The 22124-nt window shown below is 36.9% G+C and carries 19 protein-coding genes and 2 pseudogenes; 6 read left to right on the top strand and 15 right to left on the bottom strand.

Translation table 11 applies throughout. The features are described 5' to 3' along the window. Nucleotides 1-440 precede the first annotated feature (440 nt). Complete coding sequence (gene map / locus IQ237_RS07605) at nt 441-1271, top strand: type I methionyl aminopeptidase (protein WP_194053802.1); 831 nt, start codon at nt 441-443, stop codon at nt 1269-1271. A gap of 233 nt (nt 1272-1504) precedes the next feature. Next, a complete protein-coding gene (locus IQ237_RS07600; protein ID WP_194053800.1) occupies nt 1505-2752 on the top strand; it encodes a ribulose bisphosphate carboxylase small subunit in 1248 nt (415 codons plus the stop codon). 411 nt (nt 2753-3163) lie between these two features. Here the strand turns inward: IQ237_RS07600 and IQ237_RS07595 are convergent, their stop codons facing one another. From IQ237_RS07595 to IQ237_RS07575, 6 genes and pseudogenes are all read right to left on the bottom strand, one after another. Further along, entirely contained in the window at nt 3164-4312 is a 1149-nt protein-coding gene (locus IQ237_RS07595) for a glycosyltransferase family 4 protein (RefSeq protein WP_194053798.1), read from the bottom strand. 327 nt (nt 4313-4639) lie between these two features. After that, nucleotides 4640-6301, bottom strand: coding sequence for an MFS transporter (locus IQ237_RS07590; protein WP_194053797.1), 1662 nt, complete (start codon nt 6299-6301; stop codon nt 4640-4642). Next, a pseudogene (locus IQ237_RS27005) lies at nt 6285-6536 on the bottom strand (DNA repair protein RecO); the annotation flags it as partial. The pseudogene IQ237_RS27005 and the gene IQ237_RS07590, both read right to left, overlap by 17 nt. 86 nt (nt 6537-6622) lie before the next feature. Then, nucleotides 6623-7238: pseudogene (recO, locus tag IQ237_RS27000) on the bottom strand (DNA repair protein RecO); the annotation flags it as partial. 218 nt (nt 7239-7456) lie between these two features. Beyond that, nucleotides 7457-8146: a deoxyribose-phosphate aldolase gene (deoC, locus tag IQ237_RS07580; protein ID WP_194053795.1), complete on the bottom strand. Its 690-nt coding sequence runs from the start codon at nt 8144-8146 to the stop codon at nt 7457-7459. Between the two features lie 81 nt (nt 8147-8227). Then, nucleotides 8228-9358 carry a DNA cytosine methyltransferase gene (locus IQ237_RS07575; protein WP_194053794.1) on the bottom strand — a complete coding sequence of 377 codons (1131 nt, stop codon included), beginning with the start codon at nt 9356-9358 and terminating at the stop codon, nt 8228-8230. A gap of 298 nt (nt 9359-9656) precedes the next feature. On the opposite strand from IQ237_RS07575, the gene IQ237_RS26190 reads away from it, so the two are divergent. Beyond that, nucleotides 9657-9911: a hypothetical protein gene (locus IQ237_RS26190; RefSeq protein WP_228019839.1), complete on the top strand. Its 255-nt coding sequence runs from the start codon at nt 9657-9659 to the stop codon at nt 9909-9911. A gap of 40 nt (nt 9912-9951) precedes the next feature. Here the strand turns inward: IQ237_RS26190 and IQ237_RS07565 are convergent, their stop codons facing one another. Next, entirely contained in the window at nt 9952-11169 is a 1218-nt protein-coding gene (locus IQ237_RS07565) for a type IV toxin-antitoxin system AbiEi family antitoxin (protein WP_194053793.1), read from the bottom strand. A 92-nt stretch (nt 11170-11261) separates the two neighbouring features. On the opposite strand from IQ237_RS07565, the gene IQ237_RS07560 reads away from it, so the two are divergent. After that, on the top strand, nt 11262-11741 hold the full coding sequence (locus IQ237_RS07560) for a hypothetical protein (protein WP_228019837.1): 480 nt from the start codon (nt 11262-11264) through the stop codon (nt 11739-11741). A 106-nt stretch (nt 11742-11847) separates the two neighbouring features. Here the strand turns inward: IQ237_RS07560 and IQ237_RS07555 are convergent, their stop codons facing one another. Further along, entirely contained in the window at nt 11848-12054 is a 207-nt protein-coding gene (locus IQ237_RS07555) for a hypothetical protein (RefSeq protein WP_096572883.1), read from the bottom strand. A gap of 211 nt (nt 12055-12265) precedes the next feature. After that, nucleotides 12266-13642 carry a DUF697 domain-containing protein gene (locus tag IQ237_RS07550; RefSeq protein ID WP_194053937.1) on the bottom strand — a complete coding sequence of 459 codons (1377 nt, stop codon included), beginning with the start codon at nt 13640-13642 and terminating at the stop codon, nt 12266-12268. A 210-nt stretch (nt 13643-13852) separates the two neighbouring features. Between IQ237_RS07550 and IQ237_RS07545 the strand changes: the two genes are divergently transcribed. After that, nucleotides 13853-14365 carry a DUF29 family protein gene (locus IQ237_RS07545; RefSeq protein ID WP_194053791.1) on the top strand — a complete coding sequence of 171 codons (513 nt, stop codon included), beginning with the start codon at nt 13853-13855 and terminating at the stop codon, nt 14363-14365. 70 nt (nt 14366-14435) lie between these two features. Here the strand turns inward: IQ237_RS07545 and lpxD are convergent, their stop codons facing one another. From lpxD to IQ237_RS07525, 4 genes are all read right to left on the bottom strand, one after another. Continuing rightward, entirely contained in the window at nt 14436-15482 is a 1047-nt protein-coding gene (lpxD, locus tag IQ237_RS07540; protein ID WP_194053789.1) for a UDP-3-O-(3-hydroxymyristoyl)glucosamine N-acyltransferase, read from the bottom strand. Between the two features lie 69 nt (nt 15483-15551). Continuing rightward, entirely contained in the window at nt 15552-16814 is a 1263-nt protein-coding gene (locus IQ237_RS07535; RefSeq protein ID WP_194053787.1) for an NAD(P)/FAD-dependent oxidoreductase, read from the bottom strand. A 27-nt stretch (nt 16815-16841) separates the two neighbouring features. Beyond that, nucleotides 16842-17006 carry a rubredoxin gene (gene rd, locus IQ237_RS07530; protein WP_194053785.1) on the bottom strand — a complete coding sequence of 55 codons (165 nt, stop codon included), beginning with the start codon at nt 17004-17006 and terminating at the stop codon, nt 16842-16844. 112 nt (nt 17007-17118) lie between these two features. After that, the gene (locus tag IQ237_RS07525) at nt 17119-17313 is read right to left on the bottom strand and encodes a hypothetical protein (protein ID WP_096572303.1); all 195 of its coding nucleotides are present in this window, start codon (nt 17311-17313) and stop codon (nt 17119-17121) included. 365 nt (nt 17314-17678) lie between these two features. On the opposite strand from IQ237_RS07525, the gene IQ237_RS07520 reads away from it, so the two are divergent. After that, a complete protein-coding gene (locus IQ237_RS07520; RefSeq protein WP_194053784.1) occupies nt 17679-18242 on the top strand; it encodes an SRPBCC family protein in 564 nt (187 codons plus the stop codon). A 425-nt stretch (nt 18243-18667) separates the two neighbouring features. Here IQ237_RS07520 and IQ237_RS07515 read toward each other — a convergent pair whose 3' ends face one another. Both IQ237_RS07515 and clpB read right to left on the bottom strand, forming a co-directional pair. Continuing rightward, entirely contained in the window at nt 18668-18886 is a 219-nt protein-coding gene (locus tag IQ237_RS07515; protein WP_194053783.1) for a hypothetical protein, read from the bottom strand. Between the two features lie 298 nt (nt 18887-19184). Further along, complete coding sequence (clpB, locus tag IQ237_RS07510) at nt 19185-21803, bottom strand: ATP-dependent chaperone ClpB (protein ID WP_194053782.1); 2619 nt, start codon at nt 21801-21803, stop codon at nt 19185-19187. Nucleotides 21804-22124: the final 321 nt, after the last annotated feature.

The following is a 22124-nucleotide window of genomic DNA, read 5'->3' as shown; positions in this document are numbered from 1 at the left end:
CAAATAGAGGGGTTAGACTGTTGACAACGACCATAGAACCTGATATACTAGATTTTGATGAGGAAGAACTATTTTGTAATAATTATAGAATTATCTATTAATCTCATGTATTTTACTATATAGTACCATAAAAAAGTGAGTAAGTAAATATCAATCGCTGAAAAAACCAAAACTCGTAAAATTATTGATAATATTCGCAATAATCTTGAGAATAGAGAGTAGTTATTGCGAAAAAAAGTAAGTTGAACAAATTTGGCAAAATTGAGATTGAAAAAACTTATTAAATATGGGATGCAAAATTACCCATTACCCATTACCCATTACCAATTTTCTAAATAACGCAAAATAAGTTAACGTAAGTAAGGATAGATATTTTTTGCAATAAATCTCAACAACCTCAAATCTAAGCCGTAAAATCGCGGAAATTACTAAATTACATGATGAACATTCTCAGCAACCTAATTTCTGAACCAGTTAAAACCAAACCCGCAGCACCCAGACAACGCAGGGGTATAGAAATTAAATCTCCCCGCGAAATCGAAATCATGCGACAATCGGCGAAGATTGTGGCCACGGTTCTCAAAGAAATTTCTGAGTTAGTAGAACCAGGAATGACAACTGCTGACTTAGATGCACACGCAGAAAAACGTATCCGGGAAATGGGTGCAACTCCCAGTTTTAAAGGATATCACGGTTTTCCGGCTTCGATTTGTTCTAGTATAAATAATGAAGTTGTACATGGTATTCCTAGTCCGAAAAAAGTGATTCGCTCCGGTGATGTATTAAAAGTTGATACAGGTGCTTATTACCAGGGATTTCACGGTGATTCTTGTATAACAATTGCCGTGGGGAATGTCACCCCAGAAGCAGCTAGATTAATAAAAATAGCGGAAGAGGCTTTATATAAAGGAATTGAACAAGTTAAAGCCGGCGCTCACCTTGCGGATATTGCTGGTGCGATTGAAGACCATGTAAAAATAAATAAATTTAGTGTAGTGGAACAATTTACAGGTCATGGAGTGGGTAGAAATTTACACGAAGAACCTGCGGTTTTTAACTATAGAACTCGTGAGATTCCCAATGTGAAATTACGTGCTGGTATGACTTTAGCCATTGAACCAATTTTAAATGCAGGTTCAAAAAATACCAGAATTTTAGCTGATAGATGGACTGCGGTTACAGTTGATAATGCTTTATCTGCTCAGTTTGAACATACTGTGTTAGTGAAAGAAGATGGTTATGAGATTTTAACTGATAGATCACTGGTTTAAGTAGGTAGGCGTTAAAATTTATCGTTATGGCAAGGCAAAAGGCAAGAGGCAAAAAGCAAAAGGGAAGAGACTTTCAGAGATTTTACTTTTTGTAACATACCTTGGTTTTTTCAAGCCCACTTACTTAATAATGTACAATCACTGGGGGAGAAATCCCCCAAATAGTTTGTAGATTTTAATTTTGGTTTTCAGTCAAAAGTCAAAACTTTGATAATAACTTTTATAATAAAATTATGAGTTACTACATTTCTCCTCGGTTTCTGGATAAAATTGCTGTTCACATCACCAAAAACTTTTTAAATATTCCTGGTGTGAGAGTTCCCTTAATTTTAGGGATTCATGGAAAAAAAGGTGAAGGTAAATCTTTTCAATGTGAATTAGCATTTGCAAAAATGGGAATAGAAGTCACCCTCATTTCTGGAGGAGAATTAGAAAGTCCAGATGCAGGAGATCCAGCACGGTTAATTCGTTTGCGTTATCGAGAAACCGCAGAATTAGTTAAAGTTCGCGGTAAAATGTGCGTTTTGATGATTAATGATTTAGATGCTGGTGCAGGAAGATTTGACGAAGGTACTCAATACACAGTTAATACTCAGTTGGTAAATGCAACATTAATGAATATTGCAGATAATCCCACTGATGTACAATTACCAGGAAGTTATGATGCTAACCCTATTCGTCGTGTTCCCATTATTGTTACAGGAAATGATTTTTCTACTCTCTATGCACCATTAATTAGAGATGGAAGAATGGAGAAATTTTACTGGGAACCCAACCACGATGATAAGGTAGGAATTGTAGGGGGAATTTTTGGGGAAGATGGACTTTCAGCAAGAGAACTTGCACAGTTAGTAGATACTTTCTCTCATCAGTCTATTGACTTTTTTAGTGCGTTGCGTTCTCGCATTTATGATGAACAAATTCGTGATTTTATTCATCAGATAGGTTATGAAAAAATCTCGATGCGAGTGGTTAATAGTGTAGAACCACCACCAGAATTTAAGAAACCTGATTTTAGTTTATCCCATTTAATTGAATCTGGTAATTTAATGGTAGGTGAACAAAAATGGGTGGAAACTTCCCATTTGGTTGATGAATATAATAGACTAAATCGGGGTAGACTTTATAAATCTCAAGTTGGTGTGAAAGAAACACCTATTAGTCAACCTGTAACTAATGGAAATGGAAATAATAGCAGTAAAAATCAAAGTCATTTAAGTTTAGAAACACAGGAACAAGTCCGGCAAATTTTATCTCAAGGTTATAAAATTGGTGTAGAACACGTTGATGAAAGACGTTTTCGCACTGGTTCTTGGCAAAGTTGCGGTAATTTACAGATAGACGGTGAATCTGATGCAATTTCAACTTTAGAATCTTGTTTAGCTGAATATAGTGGTGAGTATGTGCGGTTGGTAGGTGTTGATCCGAAAGCAAAACGTCGGGTGATGGAAACTATTATTCAGCGTCCAAATAATAGATAAAAACTCAGATCCCCGACTTCTTTTATGATCTTGTAAATAAATTGATAATTGATCATAGAAGTCGGGGATATAAAAATCTGTGTTCATCTGCTTTTAAAGGTAGAAACCAACAAAGTGCAAGGTTTTCCTACTCATAGTTTCCAAAACCTTGCACCTATTTTCTTTGTTATCACCCTCAAACTCTTTATTCATCGTGGTTTTCAGTTTATTCATCAAGCCCTATTTATTATAAAAATCCTCCCACAAAATCAGAATATTTTCATGAACAATTGACAATTACCTCTCCCTTAAAATCAGAGGATTGAAAAAGCAGAATTTTCTGCTTTTTTCCCCTTGAAGGGGGAGGTTTTAAACCCTGAATGAAACAATTATCAATTGTCAATTGTCAATTGTCAATTATCAATTGATAACTTAAACACCCCAACCTGATGTTACAGGATGCTTTGCTAAAACTTCAGTATAAAGTTCTGCTAAGGAACTGATATTATCACTCAGGGTATAGCGTTCTAAAACTCGCTTCCTTGCTTTTTGCCCCAACATGGTTGTTAACTCTGGATGATCTTGGAATAGTGGTAAAAGGGTTTTGAGTTGCGATCGCACAGTTTTGGAATTAATTACTACCCCAGCACCTTTTTCCAATACCTCCCCATCTGCACCGACATCAGTAGCTAAACAAGCTAAACCACAAGACATTGCTTCTAATAAAGACAGGGATAAACCCTCTACCAAAGAAGGTAAAATAAATACATCTGATCCCCGTAAAATTTCTATACGGCGTTCTTCATTAGCGACAAAACCTAACCAGATAATGCCATATTCTGAGCCATAAAACGGTTCTAAAGATGATTTCAATGGACCATCACCTACTATTAAAAGCTTGCTACCAGCAGCCATATCTGACTGTTTCCAAGCTCGTAATAGGGATTCTACATTTTTTTCCGGTGCAAGACGGCCTTGATAAACAAACAAACGTTCAGCATTAAATTCTTTTTTGATATGGGAAACCCCAGGGGAATATTTAACAGTATCAACACCGTTAGGAATAACTGCGATTTTTTCTTCCCTGACTCCCATTTTCGCTAATAATTCTCTTTGAATTTGGGAAAATACAATTACCCGATCATAATTATCTAAAAAAGGTGCGTATAGCTGATAAGCTAAAAGTTGCGTACCAGAAATTAATTTTGCTCCTTTACCAGCAAAGGGAGTGTGAAAAGTAGCAATCAGGGGTAAATTTAATTCTTTGCAAATTTCTGGTAAAACAAAGTCCAGAGTGGATAAAGTCAAGGAAGCATGGACTATTTGTGGTTGTATTTCCCGCAATGCGTCTTTTAAAACCTTAGTGGCATTAAAAGCGGGAAGTGTGTAAACTTGGGACTTATAAATAAAAGGTAGGGGAACTTCTTTAAAATTTGGCCAGTTATCTGGTTCAGAGTCGTCTTGAGCAAAGTGAAGAAAACTTACATCATGTCCCCTATCTAATAATCCATTTGTAATTTCCCGACTATAGGTGACATTACCGCAAAAGGGTGATTTTTTTCCAATCCAGGCTATACGCATTCTTTAATTAGCTGTTGATAAAATCGGTTTGAAATGATTGGGGTTTTATACTTAGCTGTGTTTATCCCGTGATACTTGCTGCTTTTTGTGCATCAATAAATTAATGCCATATCTTTATTAAATATCTCAGCTATTAGCCAAGTCAAATAGCAAATTTATGGCTTTATTTGTGGTGTTTTTAAGGTGGGAATTAATCAACTTGATCACCAATTAATTAGGATCAGGTTTCATTAATCCTCAGCAAGTATGTCCTGAATTTTCGCTGGATTAAGTTTAGCACGAAAACCAGTGATTTTATTAACTTTTTGATGATTGACTAACTGATAACTAGGTACGGGAATTATACCAGGTGAAGATACCTCCGAAAAAGACGATCACAGCCAAGGACAAAAAGACTGATTTTAAGCCAATGAAAGTTTCCGCTACACCTGCTAAGGCTAAAGGTAGAGTCAGGGCAATATTAACCACATTATTTTGCAGTCCAAACACTTTACCGCGCATTTCTGGGGGTGTTTCGGTTTGGATAGCGGTTTGCATGGGAATACCTACTAAAGCCCCAAATACACCTAATAAAGTTATGAAAAGCAGCACTAGCCATAGCTGGGTTGTGAAGAGTGAAAGACCAACTAAAGATACAGCCATACCCAGACAACCCCAGAGGCTAAGTTGTCGATAGGAAAAACGTTGACCAAATTGGCCGAGAATTGTCGCGCCTCCTGCAATACCAACACCACCCGCTGCAAGTAAAAAACCGAATTGGGAAGCTTTTAAATTAGGGATAATTTCTGCCATGCGAACAGCGAGAACGGTTAAAGCTGCAAACACAGAAAATAGGATAGTTAATTGCAAAAGAGCATTGCGGACACGGTGATTTTCTTTGAGGTAACGTAAACCGTCGCGCAGGTCTTCAAAAACGTGAGGAAATTCTGTTTCTGGGGGGTGAGGTTTTTCGTGAGTTTTCAGGAGTAATAAAATCATGCCAGCGATCGCATAACTACCACCAACTAAAATTTCTTTACCTAGTCCCCCACTACCGCCAAATTTTGCCCAAATACTATCAGCTAAAACTAACACTGGTTCGCCCACAGCAAAACCAACAATTACCGATGCCATCATCGTTGTTGTGTACAGGGAATTAGCAGAAAGTAAATGTTGTTCTTCCACCACTAAAGGAATAGCTGCTTGTTCTGCTGGTGCGAAAAACTGTGTTAATGTGGAAACCAAAAAAGTCACCAGTAAGATCATTAAAAAACCCACTGGCAAAACTCCCACTGGTTGCCAATCATGGGTTAACCACAGTAAAAAAGGAATTACTAAAACAAGGATACCGCGCCAAATATTTGATGCTACCAATACAGCTTTTTTTGACCAGCGATCCACAAACACACCAGCTACTGAACCAAACAAAACTGCGGGAATGGTAAAGATCATCATTAACGCTGACACCCAAGCACTGATACTTTGACCACCTTGTTGAAACTCGCTGTTAATCAAAGCAATCATCAATACTAGATATACTTTATCAGCCAGTTGACAAAAAACTTGTCCTCCCCACAGTGCTAGGAAATTCGGGTTTTTTAATACAGGAAAAAATCCCTTTTCTTCCACATCACTTGATGCTGAATTTCCACCTGAACCAGAACCGTTTAATGGTAATGTTTCTGTTTCTAGGGGTGATGTTACTTGTAAACTTTTTTCCGTAGTATTAATCTTAGTATTAACCTTACCATTTTCACCATTAATTGTTCCTGAAATTGGTGAATCTATATCTGATGGTTGAGGTATATTCACATTAAGTTCTGATGTCAAATTTTTCTCATCAGCAACTTCTTTGAGAGACATTTCTGGGCTATGAATTTTGCCAGAATTTAGGGGTGAAACAGAACTTAAATGATTAGGTCTTGAAGATTCTGATACCCTATTCTTGTTGTTAGCTTGGCTAGGTGATAAAGGCTGAATTTTTCGATCCAAATCAGACGATTGCATCATGGTTGGCGGCAAAATAAGAATCTATCAATGTGGCAGAGCGAATAGGGCGACCAAGGTGATACTGGGTGTATTGGCGCAAAATCTGCTCAACAGATAACCAGCCATCATCTGCGGCTGCATCTATTTGCATTATCCCTGGTTCGGACAAATATTGGAGCATACCCAATTCTTTTGCACCCAGACGACGGGAAATTTTTGGTAGGTCTTGGTGATGGAAAACTTTTTGATAACCAGGTTTGGGGGCATTATTGGCCGATGGAGAAATTTCTGCTTCCTGTTTTTTTTCTTCCTGTTTTTTTTCTTCCTGTTTCTGCCGTTCCCTTTGTTTTCTTAACTGTTCCCACGCTTGTAAGCAAACTGTTCCTCCCGCAGCAATGCTAAAACCTGCTTGCCAGTTGGGATTGGTCAGGTCTGGAATTAGGGGACGCTGTGTTAAACAACAAAATTGCACTTGTGGGGTTAATCCTGCTAAAGCCAAGAGGTGAAATACTCCCTGTGCCAAATATGCTACTACATCTTGTCCTTGATTTTTTGGTAAAGCTTCTAAACGCTGGAGATGTTCGTTAAGTACCTCATAAAGTTCTTCTTGGGGATGTTCGCTTAAAGCTTGACACAGAACTATTTCCGCTAAATATTGACTAGCAGCTAATTTTCCCAAGTCTTTGGTTAGACCTGGGTAGGTTTTAATAGTTTCAGCTTGAGTAATTCTATTGAGGGTTGATGTAGCTGGTTGTGATGATCGCCCTTGAGAAATGAGCAGTTGATTAACTACAAACATTCCACTTCTCCCACCCAGACTGGAATTATGTTTTCGTGAACCAGGAGCGATCGCCCGAATCAATCCAAATTCTTTGGTTAAAATTGTCACTATTTTATCTGACTCTCCTAATGCCTGGGTTTTAAGATTAATACCAGTTGCTTGATATGTTTTAGTCATTGGTGATTGGTAATTGGTAATTGGTGATTGGTGATTGGTAATTGGTGATTGGTGATTGGTAATTGGTGATTGGTGATTGGTAATTGGTGATTGGTGATTGGTAATTGGTAATTGGTAATTGGGTTATTTATCTTTTTCCTGTCACCTGTCACCTGTCACCTGTCACCTGTCACCTGTCACCTGTCACCTGTCACCTGTCACCTGTCACCTGTCACCTGTCACCTGTCACCTGTCACCTCTTCTTGGCGATCGCGTTGACGCAGTAACTCCATACCGCGAGATGTTCCTAATCTGGTAGCACCAGCCATAATTAAATCTAAAGCGTCGTTATGGGTGCGAATCCCTCCTGATGCTTTAATTCCCACCCTGTCCTGTGCTATTTCTTTTAATAGGCGTACATCTGCTAAAGTTGCTCCTCCATTCCAACCTGTACTGGTTTTTAAGAATGCAGCACCCGCATCCATAGCTAGTTCGGCTGCAAGTTTTTTTTCTGCATCCGTGAGTAAACTGGTTTCTAAAATTACCTTCACAGGTTTTCCAGTTTCTTCACAAATTGTAGCAATTTCCCGGTGAACTTCTTCAGTTTTACCAGCCTTCAACCAGCCTAAATTCATGACTAAATCTAACTCTGTCGCCCCATTTTCTACTGCTTCTTGCGCTTCATATAACTTAACAGATGAAGTTGTCAAGCCAGTAGGAAAACCGATCACAGTACAAATTTGCGGGTTCTTGTTGTGCAGCAGTTCCGCAGCTTGTTTGACATAACAGGGCTGAATACAAACTGCTGCAAAATTAAATCTATATGCTTCTTCACACCATCTTTCAATCTGCTCTGGGGTAGTAGTTGGTAAAAGCAGGGAATGATCGATAAATGGCGCAATATCAATGTTGGGGTAGTCTGCTGCCATTGTTAATTCTGCCAGTTAGGAATTATTAAAGTTAATGAAAAAATAAAACATTTCTTATCTATTAAATCATATTTGGAGGAGTCAGGAGTCAGAAAACTTTTTAATATACAAAAAATCAAGTATACTTTGGGCTAATGCTTTCCCTGCTAAGTACGGAACACCATTACCCACGGTTTTAAACATATTCGTAAGTGACATATTTTCTGGTAGAGAAAAATTAGCGGGTAAAGATTGAATAGCTAAAGCTTCAGCTACAGAAATACGTCGCACTTTGTAAGGATGTAAATGTACTTCGTTATTTCCATAACAAGCTGTGGGAGAATATCGCCATCGGTGTAAACGTTTAAATGACTTTTTTGAATCATCCCCTTCAGCAATAGTTAAAAATTTAGTGATACCTGCTCGTGGTTGAAAATAATGTTTTGAATTAGGATGATTAAGCACATTATTTTTTAAAAACCAATATTCAACAGTTAATTCTTGAGGAATATTATCAGGACAATAGGTGATATAATCTTCTTTAAATGGCTCGGTTTTACTCCAAGGATATGTAAACACTTGATTTCGAGGATATAAAATATATTCTTCCCAGGGAAAGGTAAAATCATCAATTTCCATATCATTGAGAAGATTATTTTTAAAACCTATTAAAATAATTCTATCTCTATCTTGAGCTACACCATATTCAATAGCATTTATTAAACGTTCTGTTAAAATATAACCTGCTTCTTGTAATTTAATTTTCAAAGATTCATAAAACAAACGATGTTTTTTAGTTTTCCATAAACCCTTAACATTTTCAAACAAAAAGAAATCAGGTGAATTTTGACAAATCAACTCAATATAAGAAGCTGATAATTTACCATTATCGCCTAAATGCCCTTTATTTTTACCACCAATAGAAAAATCAGGACAAGGTGGACCACCAATAAAGCCAATTATATTATTTAATTTCCGGGAATCTTTGACTAATTCATTTAATTTTTGTGCTTGTGTTCCTTCTGTTAATTTACTTACGTCTGCTGTTTCACCTTCATGATATCCATATTCAGGAGATGGGAGTTTAAGAATTTCCCGTGAATAGCGATAAGCAGATATGAAAGGGGGGAATATTTCGTTAACGTAGGCGATTTTATAACCTGTAGTTTCAAATCCTAAATCGAGGAAACCTGAACCGGAGAAAAAGGAGAAGATAGTGGGAATTTTACTCATGAAAACAACCCTAAGTTTTTTTGATAAGCGTAAATAAAAACATAAATAGTTTTTTATTCACATCTTCTAATTATCCCACAATCCGCCAGGGAATGAATTCCCTGTCTCATAGATCAAGTCTACTAAAGTAGACTAAAGATTGCTTTTCAGTCCACTTTAGTGGACTTTGGCTATTAGACTACGATTGAAATCGTAGGCGGGTTAGTTGGAAAATGCAAAATTTAACTCTTTGCGTCTTTGCGCCTTTGCGTGAGATGATTCAACTATACTAAAATTGGTGGATTACTAAAATATAATCATGTACGAAGAATTTATAGATTTTGAAGGTATTTTCAATCTCGCACTGCAACATACCGAAGAATTAGTAAATCTGGGGATTGATATTAGTGATCCTTCTGGTGTGACAGAACTTGAATGGATAGCAAATAAATATCCAGAAATTGCGGAACGTTGTAATGAAGCTTTGCTAGAACTCATTAAAAAGCAAGCTAATACTACTCCTCCTGCTGTTGTTGGTACTGGATATTCAGATCAGGATTTACCTAGTTTTTGATTAATTAGCGCCTTAAAAAAGTTTAACTCACAACAATAAATCATTCAGAAAAATTAGTGAACCCATATTGCAATGCTGCAAAACGTTTCACTATTTTATCAAAAGTTTCATCCCATTCTTGATCATCTAAAGTTTTAGGTATACATTCAGAAATATATTTTTCATACAAACGTTTAGCTGTTTCTTTGAGTCTTGTATCTGGATTTAAAGACAATTCTGCATGAATAAGTAACGGGTCTGCAACAGGTTCGGACAAGTGATATTTAGGTTGATTTTTATTACCAAATTGCTTCAAAATGATAATATTACCCTTGGGGTCTGGTTTGAGACGCAACATGGTTGTTATCACGCGATAATTGTATTCTTCAGGAATATGAATAGTCATGCTGATAGGTTTTAAATACCCTGTGAGTATTGCAGCACCTAATTCTCCTCCAATTATAATTTTTTGATTTTGGGCTATTTCTAGTATTTGGTTTGATATATCGTTAAAATCTATATTGATATTTTCTCTAGGGGTAAATGTTCCTATCAAAAGTTCTGGACGCAAATTTTCTATATACCCCATTTCCCATCTTTCTAAGAGTTTTGTGTAATTTTCAATTCGATATGTTCCACTGCGTTGACGCTGTAAATAATTCAGTTGATACAAAGTTTCGAGACTGCGTTTTACTGTTTTAGTATCAACTCCCGCAGCATTCGCTATCAGTTCTAAAAGACTGAGTTTCACAGTCGTAGAATCAACAACTGCTACGTTGACAATTTGTTCTAAATTATGATATTGTAAAACACTTGGATCTTGAAGTAGAGCATAAGCAATTTTTAGGGTGCTGGTAGTAATTTTAGGAGCAGAGAGTAATTTTTTGCTCTGTTGTGAACTACTTCTAACTAAAATATATAGTGCTGAATTGTTGAGGTAAATATTACCTGTAGTGTCAATAAATTCTATATTGTTTTCTAGTAATGAATCTACAACAGCATCAGAAAGTGTGTCTGTAATTAGCAATGTTCTCTTATCACTGCTCAGTTTTTGCTTCAGATGATTGATATAATTAATATTTGCATCAACTGTATCTAAAGTGATGGATGCTTTAATTTCAACTAAATATTTAACTTGGTTATGAGGCGTATATATTGTTAACAACCCATCCGCTAAAGTGTTTTCTAAGAAAGGTTCTATAGTTGTTGTTGTCTCTATTTGAGGTAATTCTTCCAACTTTTGTATACATTTTTGTAACCAAGGATGTTTAGGTTGCATAGGATATTACAAGTATTCTTGAATTAAAATGTTTTATAATCTCAATTATAACAACCAGGGGTAAAAAAATGCTGAAAATCCAAAGAATATTCATGACTTTGATATTAATCGCACTACAACTAATATACCCAATCACTAAATTATTCACCGAAGTCAAATATTTTTTCCAAAAACGTAAAACATTAAAAAAACATCAAGAAATTATCACTTGGGTAAAGACTCAAAACCTCCCCTTAGACACCAGCGCAGATTTTAAATTACCTACTCGTTTACTTGGTATTACTCATAATGACTTAGTTCAAGTGCTGCATTCTGCTGATGATAAATACTATGTAGCAATCATAATTAATCATAGCTTAAGTATCATAGGTACAACATACACAGCTAGAGGTTTATTTGTTTGTGATTCACCTTTAAACAACAAATATTTAACCAAAATTCCTGGTGTTTGTCACAAGATAAATATTTTAGGAGAATATCAAAACCCTTATCCAGTCGCTTGGGCGTTTACCAATCTTGAGGTTGAACACAAATATAATGATTATTTATTTGCTGTTTATCGTCAGCTTTAAGGAATTTGTGAATTGATAAATCAGGTATTTAGGAGAGTTTAACCAAAAAATATAATTACTTGATAGGTACAAAAAAATCATACCTATTAAGTATTATTTTCAATCATTAATTTGCTTTTTCAGCTAATGCTTCTAAATGAAAAGCAAGGTTATTGAGTGCAAATTGAATTTCCATACTGTAAGCTAAACTTTTCCATCTGGGGGTGGTTGCATGATCTAATGCTGTTGTGTCTAGATATCTTGCAAAAACAACGAGTTTTTCTGAGTCTGTTTTTGCTGTAGCTAAATTATCCAAAAATTCTTGAGGTGTCATAAATTTACTAATAGTGTCAACATCTGAGAAAATCACAGATATTATCATAAACCCTACAAAAAAATAAATATGTTCAAAATCGCATGAAATTTGAGTGCTTTAAAAAATATTTTGACTTCTGAATTCTGACTGCTAAATTCTGACAATAAAACCCGCTTTTTATTTGGGAATAACTCCACTGCAAGCGGGTTTGTAATTTCTGTGTACAAAATTATCCCAATACTTCAACTGGTTTTGTTTCTGGTAATAACCGTTTCACACCTTGTTTCACAAATGCTTCCAAAACAGCAATTTTTTGATTTTGCTGGAATACATTTTGCAAAACTTGGCGTAATTTTTCCAGGTTTAAACCAGTTCCTGTTTCTAATGCTATTTCTTGCTGTTCAAAATATTCAACCAAACTTAAACCAGCAACTTTGGTTAAATAAGCAGCACTCACACCTTCAACTACCCCCCCTGCAACGAAGGTGACAGCATTAGTTTTAAGAATACCTGTTACTGCTCTAGTAGATAATTCTACTAATCCTAATTTCAACATTAAGCTTCCCATTGTTACCGCTACTTGTTGCGCCTGTTCTAAGGAAATTTTTTGTTGATAAATACTACCTAAGTCCATTACCATTTGCGCGTTAATGGCCGCAGTTGCTAATATGTCTAATGCGGGAACTGGGTTAGCAAAAGCAGCAGCAGCAGCTATCCACTGATTTTGTTCTATGATGGGTGTTGAGCGATCGCGTCTGATGCTATTTAAACAATTTTTTGCTTCCGCTTTGAGTAACAGCACTTTCCGCATTGTTGTTGTACAAACTAACTGCTGTTTTTGTTGGGTTAAAACTTCAACTAATTTTTCTGTTAATTCTTGAATGTTTGGTGTTGGTTTTTCCATCCATTCTTGTACAGAACCATCAGCTTCATGTTTTCTCACTTTTACAGGTAAGGGTGAAGCGGAAGTTGCAACTACATTACCAGAAACTCTTTGTTTCAAGGATTGCAAAATTGTCGGGCGTTCATCTACTATATACTGGTCTTGTTTATTAAAAACCAGCAATACTGATTGTTTTACAGCTTTTAATTGTTGCAAAACTTGAAATTCTGAATCTGTCAAATCTCCATTGGTGAGAAATAAAACAAAATCAGATTTTTGCAGTTCTGATAATGTGACTGCATCAGAATTTCCATTCATTCCTGTAAATAAAGGTGCTGTTTCTGTATATTGTAGAGACGTTTCATGCAACGTCTCTACATTTTTGAGAGTTTGAATAATTGTACTTTTACCTACAGACTTACCACCTGTAACAGCAATTTGAATTTCTCGTCTATCCAACTCTAAAAGTAATTGTTCCAGTTGTTCACGTAAAGTTGTTAAGCTGGGATGGTTGACTGCTTCTTGTGCGAGTTGGTTGATGATAGCTTGGGTTTTATTGACTGCATTTTCTACAGATGACCTATCTATAACCATATTATCTAGCTGTTCACCAATCTGGGGGCGGTTTTTCTGCAACAACCACAAACCCCCACCCACTGCTAAAGCACTCAACAGGCCAAACTCTCCTACCTGTACTATTGAATCATGCCAGGTGTCTAACATCCACAGGGAAAAGGACAAACCTAGTCCTCCCACTAATATTGGTTTATGTAACTTCACAATTCTGGTTCTCCGCGCTTTTGATGGTGTCATCTCCAGAATATATCAAAACCTGCTGATTCAAGTTAGACAAATGAACAAATTTAACTATAAAATATAATTAAGCATTGTCTGAATAAATATTCTTTTATTTATAGTTTGAGGTGAATACAGATGACACAGGAATTAATTGACCTCAGAAATAGCATTTTAGCAGGACGTTACACAGATGCTCTGGCAATTGTTGATGAATTAGAGGGAATGAGTAAACAAGCAATTATACGTAATATCCAGGCTTTTTTAAAAATTCTGTTGATTCATTTAATTAAAAATCAAATTGAGCAGAGATTAACAAATTCTTGGGCTGCTTCTATTCGTAATTCATTGATAGAAATCAAAAAAATCAATCTAAAAGATAATAAAAAATCTCATTATATCAATGAAGATGAATGGCAAATTTACCTCGAAGATGAACTGACACCAGCAATAGCGGATGCTAGTTTAGAGGTTTTGAACGGTACTTTAAAACGAAAACAAATTTCCCAAATGTTAAATAAACCACAGTTGATATTAAATGCAACTCAGTTATTAGGAATGACATATAGGTATACCAATAGGGAATTACCTGATGTTGTGGATGATTATTTTGCTCAATTACCAGGGGGTGAAGATTGGTTCAATAGCTAAAATTATCAAAAATAGTAAAATATTATCAATTCAAAACAGGCAAGATGCCTGTTCCACAAAAAAATTCAGATTAATTTTTCCGTAGTTGACGTTGTAGTTGTTTGAAAGTTTGATATATATCTGGGAGACGACTATAAACAGCAGATACTTTCAGGTATAATTTGTGTGGTATGGCAGGAGAACCAGAGACAATTTCCCCTGGTGCAACATCGCTGTGAATACCTGTTTGAGCAGAGGCGATCGCCCCATCTCCAATTGTTACTTGGTTTGCTATTCCGCTTTGTCCGGCTAAAATGACTCGGTTTCCTACTTTCACACCTCCAGCCATCCCCGCTTGTCCAGCTATAGCACAACCTGAGCCGATTTGGCAACCGTGACCGATTTGTACTAAGTTGTCAATTTTAGTATTTTTGCCAATGCGGGTTTCACCGACTGCGGGACGATCAACTGCACTGTTACAACCTATTTCTACCCCATCTTCTAAAACTGTATAACCAGATTGTTCCATTTTTAACCAACCTGTGCGAGTGGGAACAAAACCAAAACCTTCTGCACCGATGACAGCACCGCTATGAATTACGCAGTCTGCACCGATTTGGGTACGTTCATGGATGGTACAGTTAGCGTGTAAGGTGGTGCGATCGCCAATTTTGGCATCAGGATAAATCACGACGTTGGGGTGAATAATTACACCATTGCCAATTTCTGCACCTGGAGAAATGACAACATGAGCGCCAATATAAACATCATTACCGATTTTGGCGGTAGGGTCAATAACGGCACTGGGATGAATTTCTGGGGTAGGTTGATAAGGTTGATAAAAAAGAGCGATCGCTTGAGCAAACAATAACCGGGGTTCGGGAGTTGCTAACCAAGCAATACCCCTTTCTGTAGCTTGAGTGTGTAATTTTTCATCCAGGGGTAAAATTAAGGCACTAGCATCAGTAGAATTAACTAAAGAGGCAAATTTAGCCCCTTCCACATAAGTAATAGTACCGTTTGTCGCTTCATCTATAGCTGCAACTCCGGTAATTTCTGGGTTTACTTCCGGGTTAGGGGTGAGACTGTGAGCTTGAATATTGTCACTTAATTTACTAACAATTTCGCTGAATAACATGATTTAATTTTGAGTATCTGAGGTTTCTGATCATCATCATGCCTTAATTCTGATCTTGTTTGGTGACAGTTAGGAATTACTCGTTTGAGTCATTGACTGTCCAGCTAAATATGCAGTTGTCCAAGCACTTTGGAAGTTAAAACCGCCAGTTATACCATCAATATCCAATATTTCCCCAGCAAAGTATAAACCCGGAACTAGCTTACTTTCCATTGTTTTAAAGTTAACCTCCTTGATGTTGACACCCCCACAGGTGACAAATTCTTCTTTGAAAACTCCTTTACCACTAATTAAGTATTCTCCCTGAGATATTTCTTGAACTAACTGATTTAAGGTTTTGTTAGATATTTCTGCCCAGCGGTCTTCAGTAGTAATACTTATACGGCTAATTAGATATTGCCACAGTCGATGGGGTAAGTCAACACCACGATGGAGAGCGATCGCTTTTTTGCCCCATTCCTGTTTTACCGCTAAAAGCCTTTGTCTCACTTCCTCTTGTGGCAAGTTGGGCAACCAATTAATGTATAATTTGCATTGATAGCGGTTTTCATGGAGTATTCTTGCACCCCAAGCGGAAAGCTTCAGTACCGCAGGTCCACTGACACCCCAATGAGTGATTAATAAAGGTCCTGTTTGTTGTAAAGGTTTTTTATCTGCAATTGATAAACTCAAACTTACAGGATTAACGCCAATTCCTGCCAATGCTCGTAATTTTGGATCAGCAATGTTAAAAGTAAATAAAGAGGGAACAGGGGTTTCGATGTGATGACCTAACTCTCTAGCGATTTTATAACCTATTAAACTGCTACCTGTAGCTAAAATTAGGCGATCTGCTTGCAGCAGCGCTTCGCTATCGCAATATTTCGTTTCTCCCGACTTGAAAATAACTTCAAAACCCTCGTTTTGGCGTTTTACAGAAATTACAGGAGTACCAATACTCAGTTTTAGCCCAGCATTAAAAGCAGCTTTAATCAAACATTCTACAATGGTTTCCGAACGATCTGTAATGGGAAACATCCGTCCATCAGCTTCAGTTTTCAAATTTACACCATGAGCCGCAAACCAAGCTACAGTGTCAAGAGGTTGGAAACGAGTAAAAGCACCCCGCAAAGCTTTACCACCTCTAGGGTAATTTTGCACCAACTCTTCAGGAGAAAAACAAGCGTGAGTGACGTTGCACCTTCCCCCACCAGAAATGAGAACTTTAGCCAGGGGTTTACGACTGGCTTCAATTAAAGTAACTTGGGCTTGGGGGTTAGCTTCAGCACAGGCGATCGCACCAAAAAAACCCGCCGCCCCACCACCAATAACTACAATTTGCAAGGGTAACAACTTTAAAAATCTTTCAATAATCTTACTTTACTCTTCAAAAAGTGTAAAATCCTCTTTTGCAGCACCGCAAACAGGACAAAACCAGTCTTCTGGGATATCTTCAAAAACTGTTCCTGGTTCTATCCCACCATCAGGATCACCAACTTCAGGATCATAGATATAGCCACAGACAGTACATATATATTTTTGCATGGATTTTGCGCCCTAAAACTAATTAGTTCAGCTTTCCACTATTCCATAGTATTCCATATATTTATATTTTGATATCAATCTATATGTACTTGCTTATTGCCGAGGACGGATCTTAAAAACGCCATAATCTGCGTTGAAAATAACTGAAAATGCCTAACCCCAACGCCCCAAACAACAATAACCAAATCACACCACCAGGAATAAAAGTGAGAATACCCAAACCTCTGAGTATCCATAAGGCTATTCCCATACCAAGAAGGATACCTAAAATTTGAGTTAATTTGCGATTTAATGAAGATTGATTCATTGGATTTTCCTTGCAATTTCAGCAAAACTTACAGTTTAACTTAAAATTATATCATGTCCACTTGTTGCAGGTTCATATCTATTTGGGCAGGAAATAGAAAATGGGAAAGACGGAAAAAATGATACTGTCAGTCATTTCTGCCAAACAGGTAGATTTAAATACAGGGTGTAAGAGTTTGTAGATAGAATCAACTTCCATAAAATTATATCCAGAAAATCAACAAAATGAACTGTAATTAAAATTGAGTGGGTTTAAATCCTGAAATTTCTTGGTTGAAACTTTCAAACTCTGGTTTTTTAGAAGATTTAAATTTTTGATTCAGTTTTTGGTTAATAAATATTGTTTGAGGGGTAGAGAAAAACACTATGTCTGTATCTGATATCTCATCAACTATTCAAAGTTCTAAAGGGTTAGATATGTTGTGGAGTCAAGACAAACAAAAGTCACTGATCCAAGGTGAAATTTTGCTACAAACAAGATCGCATACTCTCTGGGGTGGTGCTGTCACAGCTTGGATGTACTTACCCTTAGTTCGCTCCGACGTTTGGCAGCAGATTACAGATTATCCCCGTTGGGTGCAATATTTCCCTGATGTCACAAGAAGCGAGATCATAACCAAAGGTGATGTCAAGCGCCTATATCAAACAGCACAAAAAGCATTTTTATTTTTCACTGCCCAAGTAGAAATTTATCTCAGCGTTGTTGAAGTCTTAGGACAGCAAATACAATTTCGCATGGAAAAAGGGACATTTGAAGATTTCCATGCCAACTTAGAACTTAAAGACATGGGAAATGGAACTTTGTTAGCCTATACAGTGCAAGCAACGCCGAATATTCCCATCCCCTCAATTTTTATTCAACAAGCAATGAACTTGGAATTACCAGAAAATATGCGGAAAATGCGACAAGTGCTGATGTTAAGTCAATAACAGTAATGTCACAGGCAAAAGCTATTTTGGAATTTTGGTTGTTGGGGACTGGTGACTAGGGACTGGGGAAGAAACTGGGGAGCAGAGGAAATTATTTGTATTTTCCCAATCACCAATCACCAATCACCTATTTACGACTTACTCTGCGATATAAAACCTAGACAAAGCTAGACTTTACTTTCTACTTCAACGGGAGCATGGGAGCGGTTATCCCTCTGTAGACTTTCACGCTGTAGCCCAACGCGATTGTGTTCCAATTAAGTTTCTGAAAAAGACTACCACCATCATTGCTTGGTTTTCGCGTCGGCAATAGTCTCAATTCAATACTTGATATCACCGTATTATATATCAAGTAGTTGATTTTTTCCGGAAAATATATTGATTTTTGTCAATATAAGTAGGGTTTTGTCTATGAAATTGTCAACTTAGGACAAGCTCACAGGTTCAGTTGCAAACCAAAAGTCCTCTAATTCTTCTTCGGTAAAAATATAGCCAAAAGTAGCAGCGAAATTAACTATTTTTTTTGTTTCCCAGTGAGAATTATCAAAAACTCCGGGTTGACGGCAATTTTTATAATATAATTCATATACACCAGGTTCTAAATTCAACATTTCATAAAAACTTTCAACCTGTTCTAAAGACATAGATTACACTCCTAGTATATGGTTTATTTTGATGATTTATAACTCAAAACCCCAACTTTTTGAAAAGTCGGGGAACTAATTTCTAGCCTTTAAAAGTTTTTAAAAACTAGGTTTTTCAATTTTTCTCCACAGTTTAATTATCAGTATTTAGTATTCAGAAGTCAGTAGGTTTTTAGCAGTGCTAAACCCGTACAGGAGTCAGAATATTTGATAACTTCGTATCTTATCAATTGGTGATTTTTGCATAACCTGTAAATAACGGACTGCTGAATACTGATAGCTAAATACTAACATTAAACTAACTGCTAAACACTTCCACTGGTAAACGACTAAAAGCTAGACGTTCATTTTGCACATCAACAAAAATTGTATCACCGTCATTAAATTCACCCCGCAAAATAGCTTTAGCAATTTGGGTTTCTAACTCTCTTTGAATGGCACGTTTTAATGGTCTCGCACCAAATACAGGATCATAACCAACTTCTGCTAAAAAGTCTAGTGCAGATCCAGCAAGTCGCAGGGACATTTTTTTATCAGTTAATCTTTGTCTGAGTCTATCTACTTGCAGTTGCACAATTTCCCGCAGTTCTGATTTTTGTAAACCGTGGAAGATGATAATTTCATCAATGCGGTTCAAGAACTCAGGACGGAAACTATTCCGCATTGTTTCCATAACTCGATGACGCATTTCATCATACCGTGAATCATCCCCAGCAACATCGAGAATATATTGAGAACCGATGTTACTAGTCATGATGATAATGGTATTTTTGAAGTCTACCGTTCTTCCTTGGGAGTCGGTAACGCGACCATCATCTAAAATTTGCAGGAAAATGTTAAATACATCGGGGTGCGCTTTTTCAATTTCGTCGAATAAAATTACTGCGTAAGGACGACGACGAATAGCTTCTGTTAATTGTCCACCTTCTTCATAACCAACATAACCTGGAGGCGCACCAATTAACCGAGAAACGGCGTGTTTCTCCATGTATTCTGACATATCAATTCTGACTAAAGCTTCTTCTGTATCAAACATATAAGCAGCTAAAGCTTTAGCTAATTCTGTTTTACCAACTCCCGTTGGTCCAAGGAAAATAAAACTAGCAATGGGGCGGTTAGGATCAGCAAGTCCAGCGCGAGAACGTTGAATAGCGTCAGCTACAGCAGTGACAGCTTCACTTTGTCCAATTACTCGCTGATGTAATTCATCTTCTAAATGCAGTAATTTTTCTTTTTCTGATTCCACTAATTTACTAATGGGAATACCTGTCCATTTGGAAATAATTTCGGCAATGTCCGCTTCGGTGACTTCTTCTCTTAATAATGATTTTCCTGTTCCTTGGGCGTTAGCTAGTTCCCTTTCTACGGTTTCTAATTGTCGGTGTAATTCTGTGAGTTTACCATATTTCAATTCAGCAGCACGGTTAAGATCATAGTTTCTTTCTGCTTGTTGAATTTCTAAGTTAACTCGATCAATTTCTTCTTTGATAGATTGAATTTTGGTGATAATATCTTTTTCTGATTGCCATTGGGCGCTGAGTGCGCGTTGTTCTTCTTTAAAGTCGGCAAGTTCTTTTTCTAGTCTTTCCAAACGTTCACGGGAAGCTAAATCACTTTCTTTTTGTAAGGACAATTTCTCCATTTCTAATTGGAGAATTTTCCGATCAATTTCGTCTAGTTCTTCTGGTTTGGATGTAATTTCCATCTTCAACCTAGCAGCAGCTTCATCTACCAAGTCAATAGCTTTATCTGGCAGGAAGCGATCGCTAATATATCTACTCGATAAAGTCGCAGCAGCAACTAAGGAACTATCGGAAATTTTTACCCCGTGATGCACTTCATACCGTTCTTTTAAACCCCGCAAAATAGAAATCGTATCTTGTACATCTGGTTGGTCTACATAAACTTGTTGGAAACGTCTTTCTAAAGCAGCATCTTTTTCCAGATATTTGCGATATTCATCTAAAGTTGTCGCCCCAATACAACGCAGTTCACCCCGTGCTAACATGGGTTTTAATAAGTTACCTGCATCCATCGCCCCTTGGGTTGCACCTGCACCTACAACGGTATGAATTTCATCTATAAATAATACAATATTTCCGCCAGATTCGGTAACCTCTTTTAATACTGCTTTCAGTCTTTCTTCAAATTCTCCCCTAAATTTTGCCCCGGCAATTAACGCCCCCATATCTAAAGCAATTAGTTTTCTATCTTTCAAAGATTGGGGAACGTCACCCGCAACTATTCGCTGTGCTAAACCTTCCGCAATGGCGGTTTTTCCAACTCCAGGTTCACCAATTAATACAGGATTATTTTTTGTTCTCCGAGAAAGAATTTGAATGGTTCTTCTAATTTCATCATCCCGACCAATTACCGGATCTAATTTTCCTTGACGTGCTGCTTCTGTTAAGTCACGTCCGTATTTTTCTAAAGATTGATATTTTCCTTCTGGACTTTGATCTGTCACTTTCTGACTCCCACGAATTTGTTTAATAGTATTCTTTAATTTGCCTTCGTCTAAACCAATTTCTTGCAGTAGACTTTTACCAAGTCTGTCATCTTTAGCATATCCTAATAATATATGTTCTACGGAAATATATTCATCTTTAAATTCTTGGCGATATTTTTCCGATCTGTCTAATAATGTATCTAAACTTTTACCCAAATATACAGATGTGCTACTTCCTGATACTTTGGGTTGACGGGAAATAAATTGTTCTGTGTAATCTCTGATTTTGGGGATGTTTGCACCGGCTTTAGTAAAAATAGCGTTAGCAAGTCCATCCTGCTCCAGCAGTGCTTTCATTAAATGTTCGCTTTCTAGTTGCTGCTGCTGGTATTGTTTAGCAATCTCTGGTGTTTGCGCGATCGCTTCCCAGGCTTTTTCTGTAAATTGGTTCGGATTAGTCGGTTGCATAGTTTTTTTGATATTTGACTTTCATATCGTCATTGTAAAAATACCCTAGCCTTTTTCTGGATCGGTCTTCACATCCTCATGATGTAGTATTATCCCAAGTCATCAGTTATTTAGTTTAAGCTGGTCATGAGTAATTGATAATTAATTATTTACTGTCACCTGTCAACTGTAACCTCAATAATATATAAGTTTTTTAAATCTCTGATCTGGAAAAAAAGTGTGCGCTGTGGTTTATTGAGAATTAACCCCCTTTATTCTCAATAATTTTGAGAATCTATGTCAATTCCTAACGAGTTTCCGTCGTTTCAGGATTGATATTGA

The organism is Sphaerospermopsis sp. LEGE 08334, assembly GCF_015207205.1.
Taxonomy (GTDB): Bacteria; Cyanobacteriota; Cyanobacteriia; order Cyanobacteriales; family Nostocaceae; genus Sphaerospermopsis.
Note: the sequence above shows the minus strand (reverse complement) of the source record. Positions and strands in the feature narration are given on the sequence as shown.

Excerpts from the sequence above, each read along its gene's own strand:
- IQ237_RS26190 (WP_228019839.1), top strand. The coding sequence starts at position 9,657 with ATGTACGAAGAATTTATAGATTTTGAAGGTATTTTCAATCTCGCACTG.
- clpB (WP_194053782.1), bottom strand. The coding sequence starts at position 21,803 with ATGCAACCGACTAATCCGAACCAATTTACAGAAAAAGCCTGGGAAGCG.
- IQ237_RS07560 (WP_228019837.1), top strand. The coding sequence starts at position 11,262 with ATGACTTTGATATTAATCGCACTACAACTAATATACCCAATCACTAAA.
- deoC (WP_194053795.1), bottom strand. The coding sequence starts at position 8,146 with ATGGCAGCAGACTACCCCAACATTGATATTGCGCCATTTATCGATCAT.
- IQ237_RS07575 (WP_194053794.1), bottom strand. The coding sequence starts at position 9,358 with ATGAGTAAAATTCCCACTATCTTCTCCTTTTTCTCCGGTTCAGGTTTC.
- rd (WP_194053785.1), bottom strand. The coding sequence starts at position 17,006 with ATGCAAAAATATATATGTACTGTCTGTGGCTATATCTATGATCCTGAA.
- IQ237_RS07590 (WP_194053797.1), bottom strand. The coding sequence starts at position 6,301 with ATGATGCAATCGTCTGATTTGGATCGAAAAATTCAGCCTTTATCACCT.
- IQ237_RS07525 (WP_096572303.1), bottom strand. The coding sequence starts at position 17,313 with ATGAATCAATCTTCATTAAATCGCAAATTAACTCAAATTTTAGGTATC.
- IQ237_RS07545 (WP_194053791.1), top strand. The coding sequence starts at position 13,853 with ATGACACAGGAATTAATTGACCTCAGAAATAGCATTTTAGCAGGACGT.
- IQ237_RS07555 (WP_096572883.1), bottom strand. The coding sequence starts at position 12,054 with ATGACACCTCAAGAATTTTTGGATAATTTAGCTACAGCAAAAACAGAC.
- IQ237_RS07550 (WP_194053937.1), bottom strand. The coding sequence starts at position 13,642 with ATGTTAGACACCTGGCATGATTCAATAGTACAGGTAGGAGAGTTTGGC.
- IQ237_RS07520 (WP_194053784.1), top strand. The coding sequence starts at position 17,679 with ATGTCTGTATCTGATATCTCATCAACTATTCAAAGTTCTAAAGGGTTA.
- IQ237_RS07565 (WP_194053793.1), bottom strand. The coding sequence starts at position 11,169 with ATGCAACCTAAACATCCTTGGTTACAAAAATGTATACAAAAGTTGGAA.
- map (WP_194053802.1), top strand. The coding sequence starts at position 441 with ATGAACATTCTCAGCAACCTAATTTCTGAACCAGTTAAAACCAAACCC.
- IQ237_RS07600 (WP_194053800.1), top strand. The coding sequence starts at position 1,505 with ATGAGTTACTACATTTCTCCTCGGTTTCTGGATAAAATTGCTGTTCAC.
- lpxD (WP_194053789.1), bottom strand. The coding sequence starts at position 15,482 with ATGTTATTCAGCGAAATTGTTAGTAAATTAAGTGACAATATTCAAGCT.
- IQ237_RS07595 (WP_194053798.1), bottom strand. The coding sequence starts at position 4,312 with ATGCGTATAGCCTGGATTGGAAAAAAATCACCCTTTTGCGGTAATGTC.
- IQ237_RS07515 (WP_194053783.1), bottom strand. The coding sequence starts at position 18,886 with ATGTCTTTAGAACAGGTTGAAAGTTTTTATGAAATGTTGAATTTAGAA.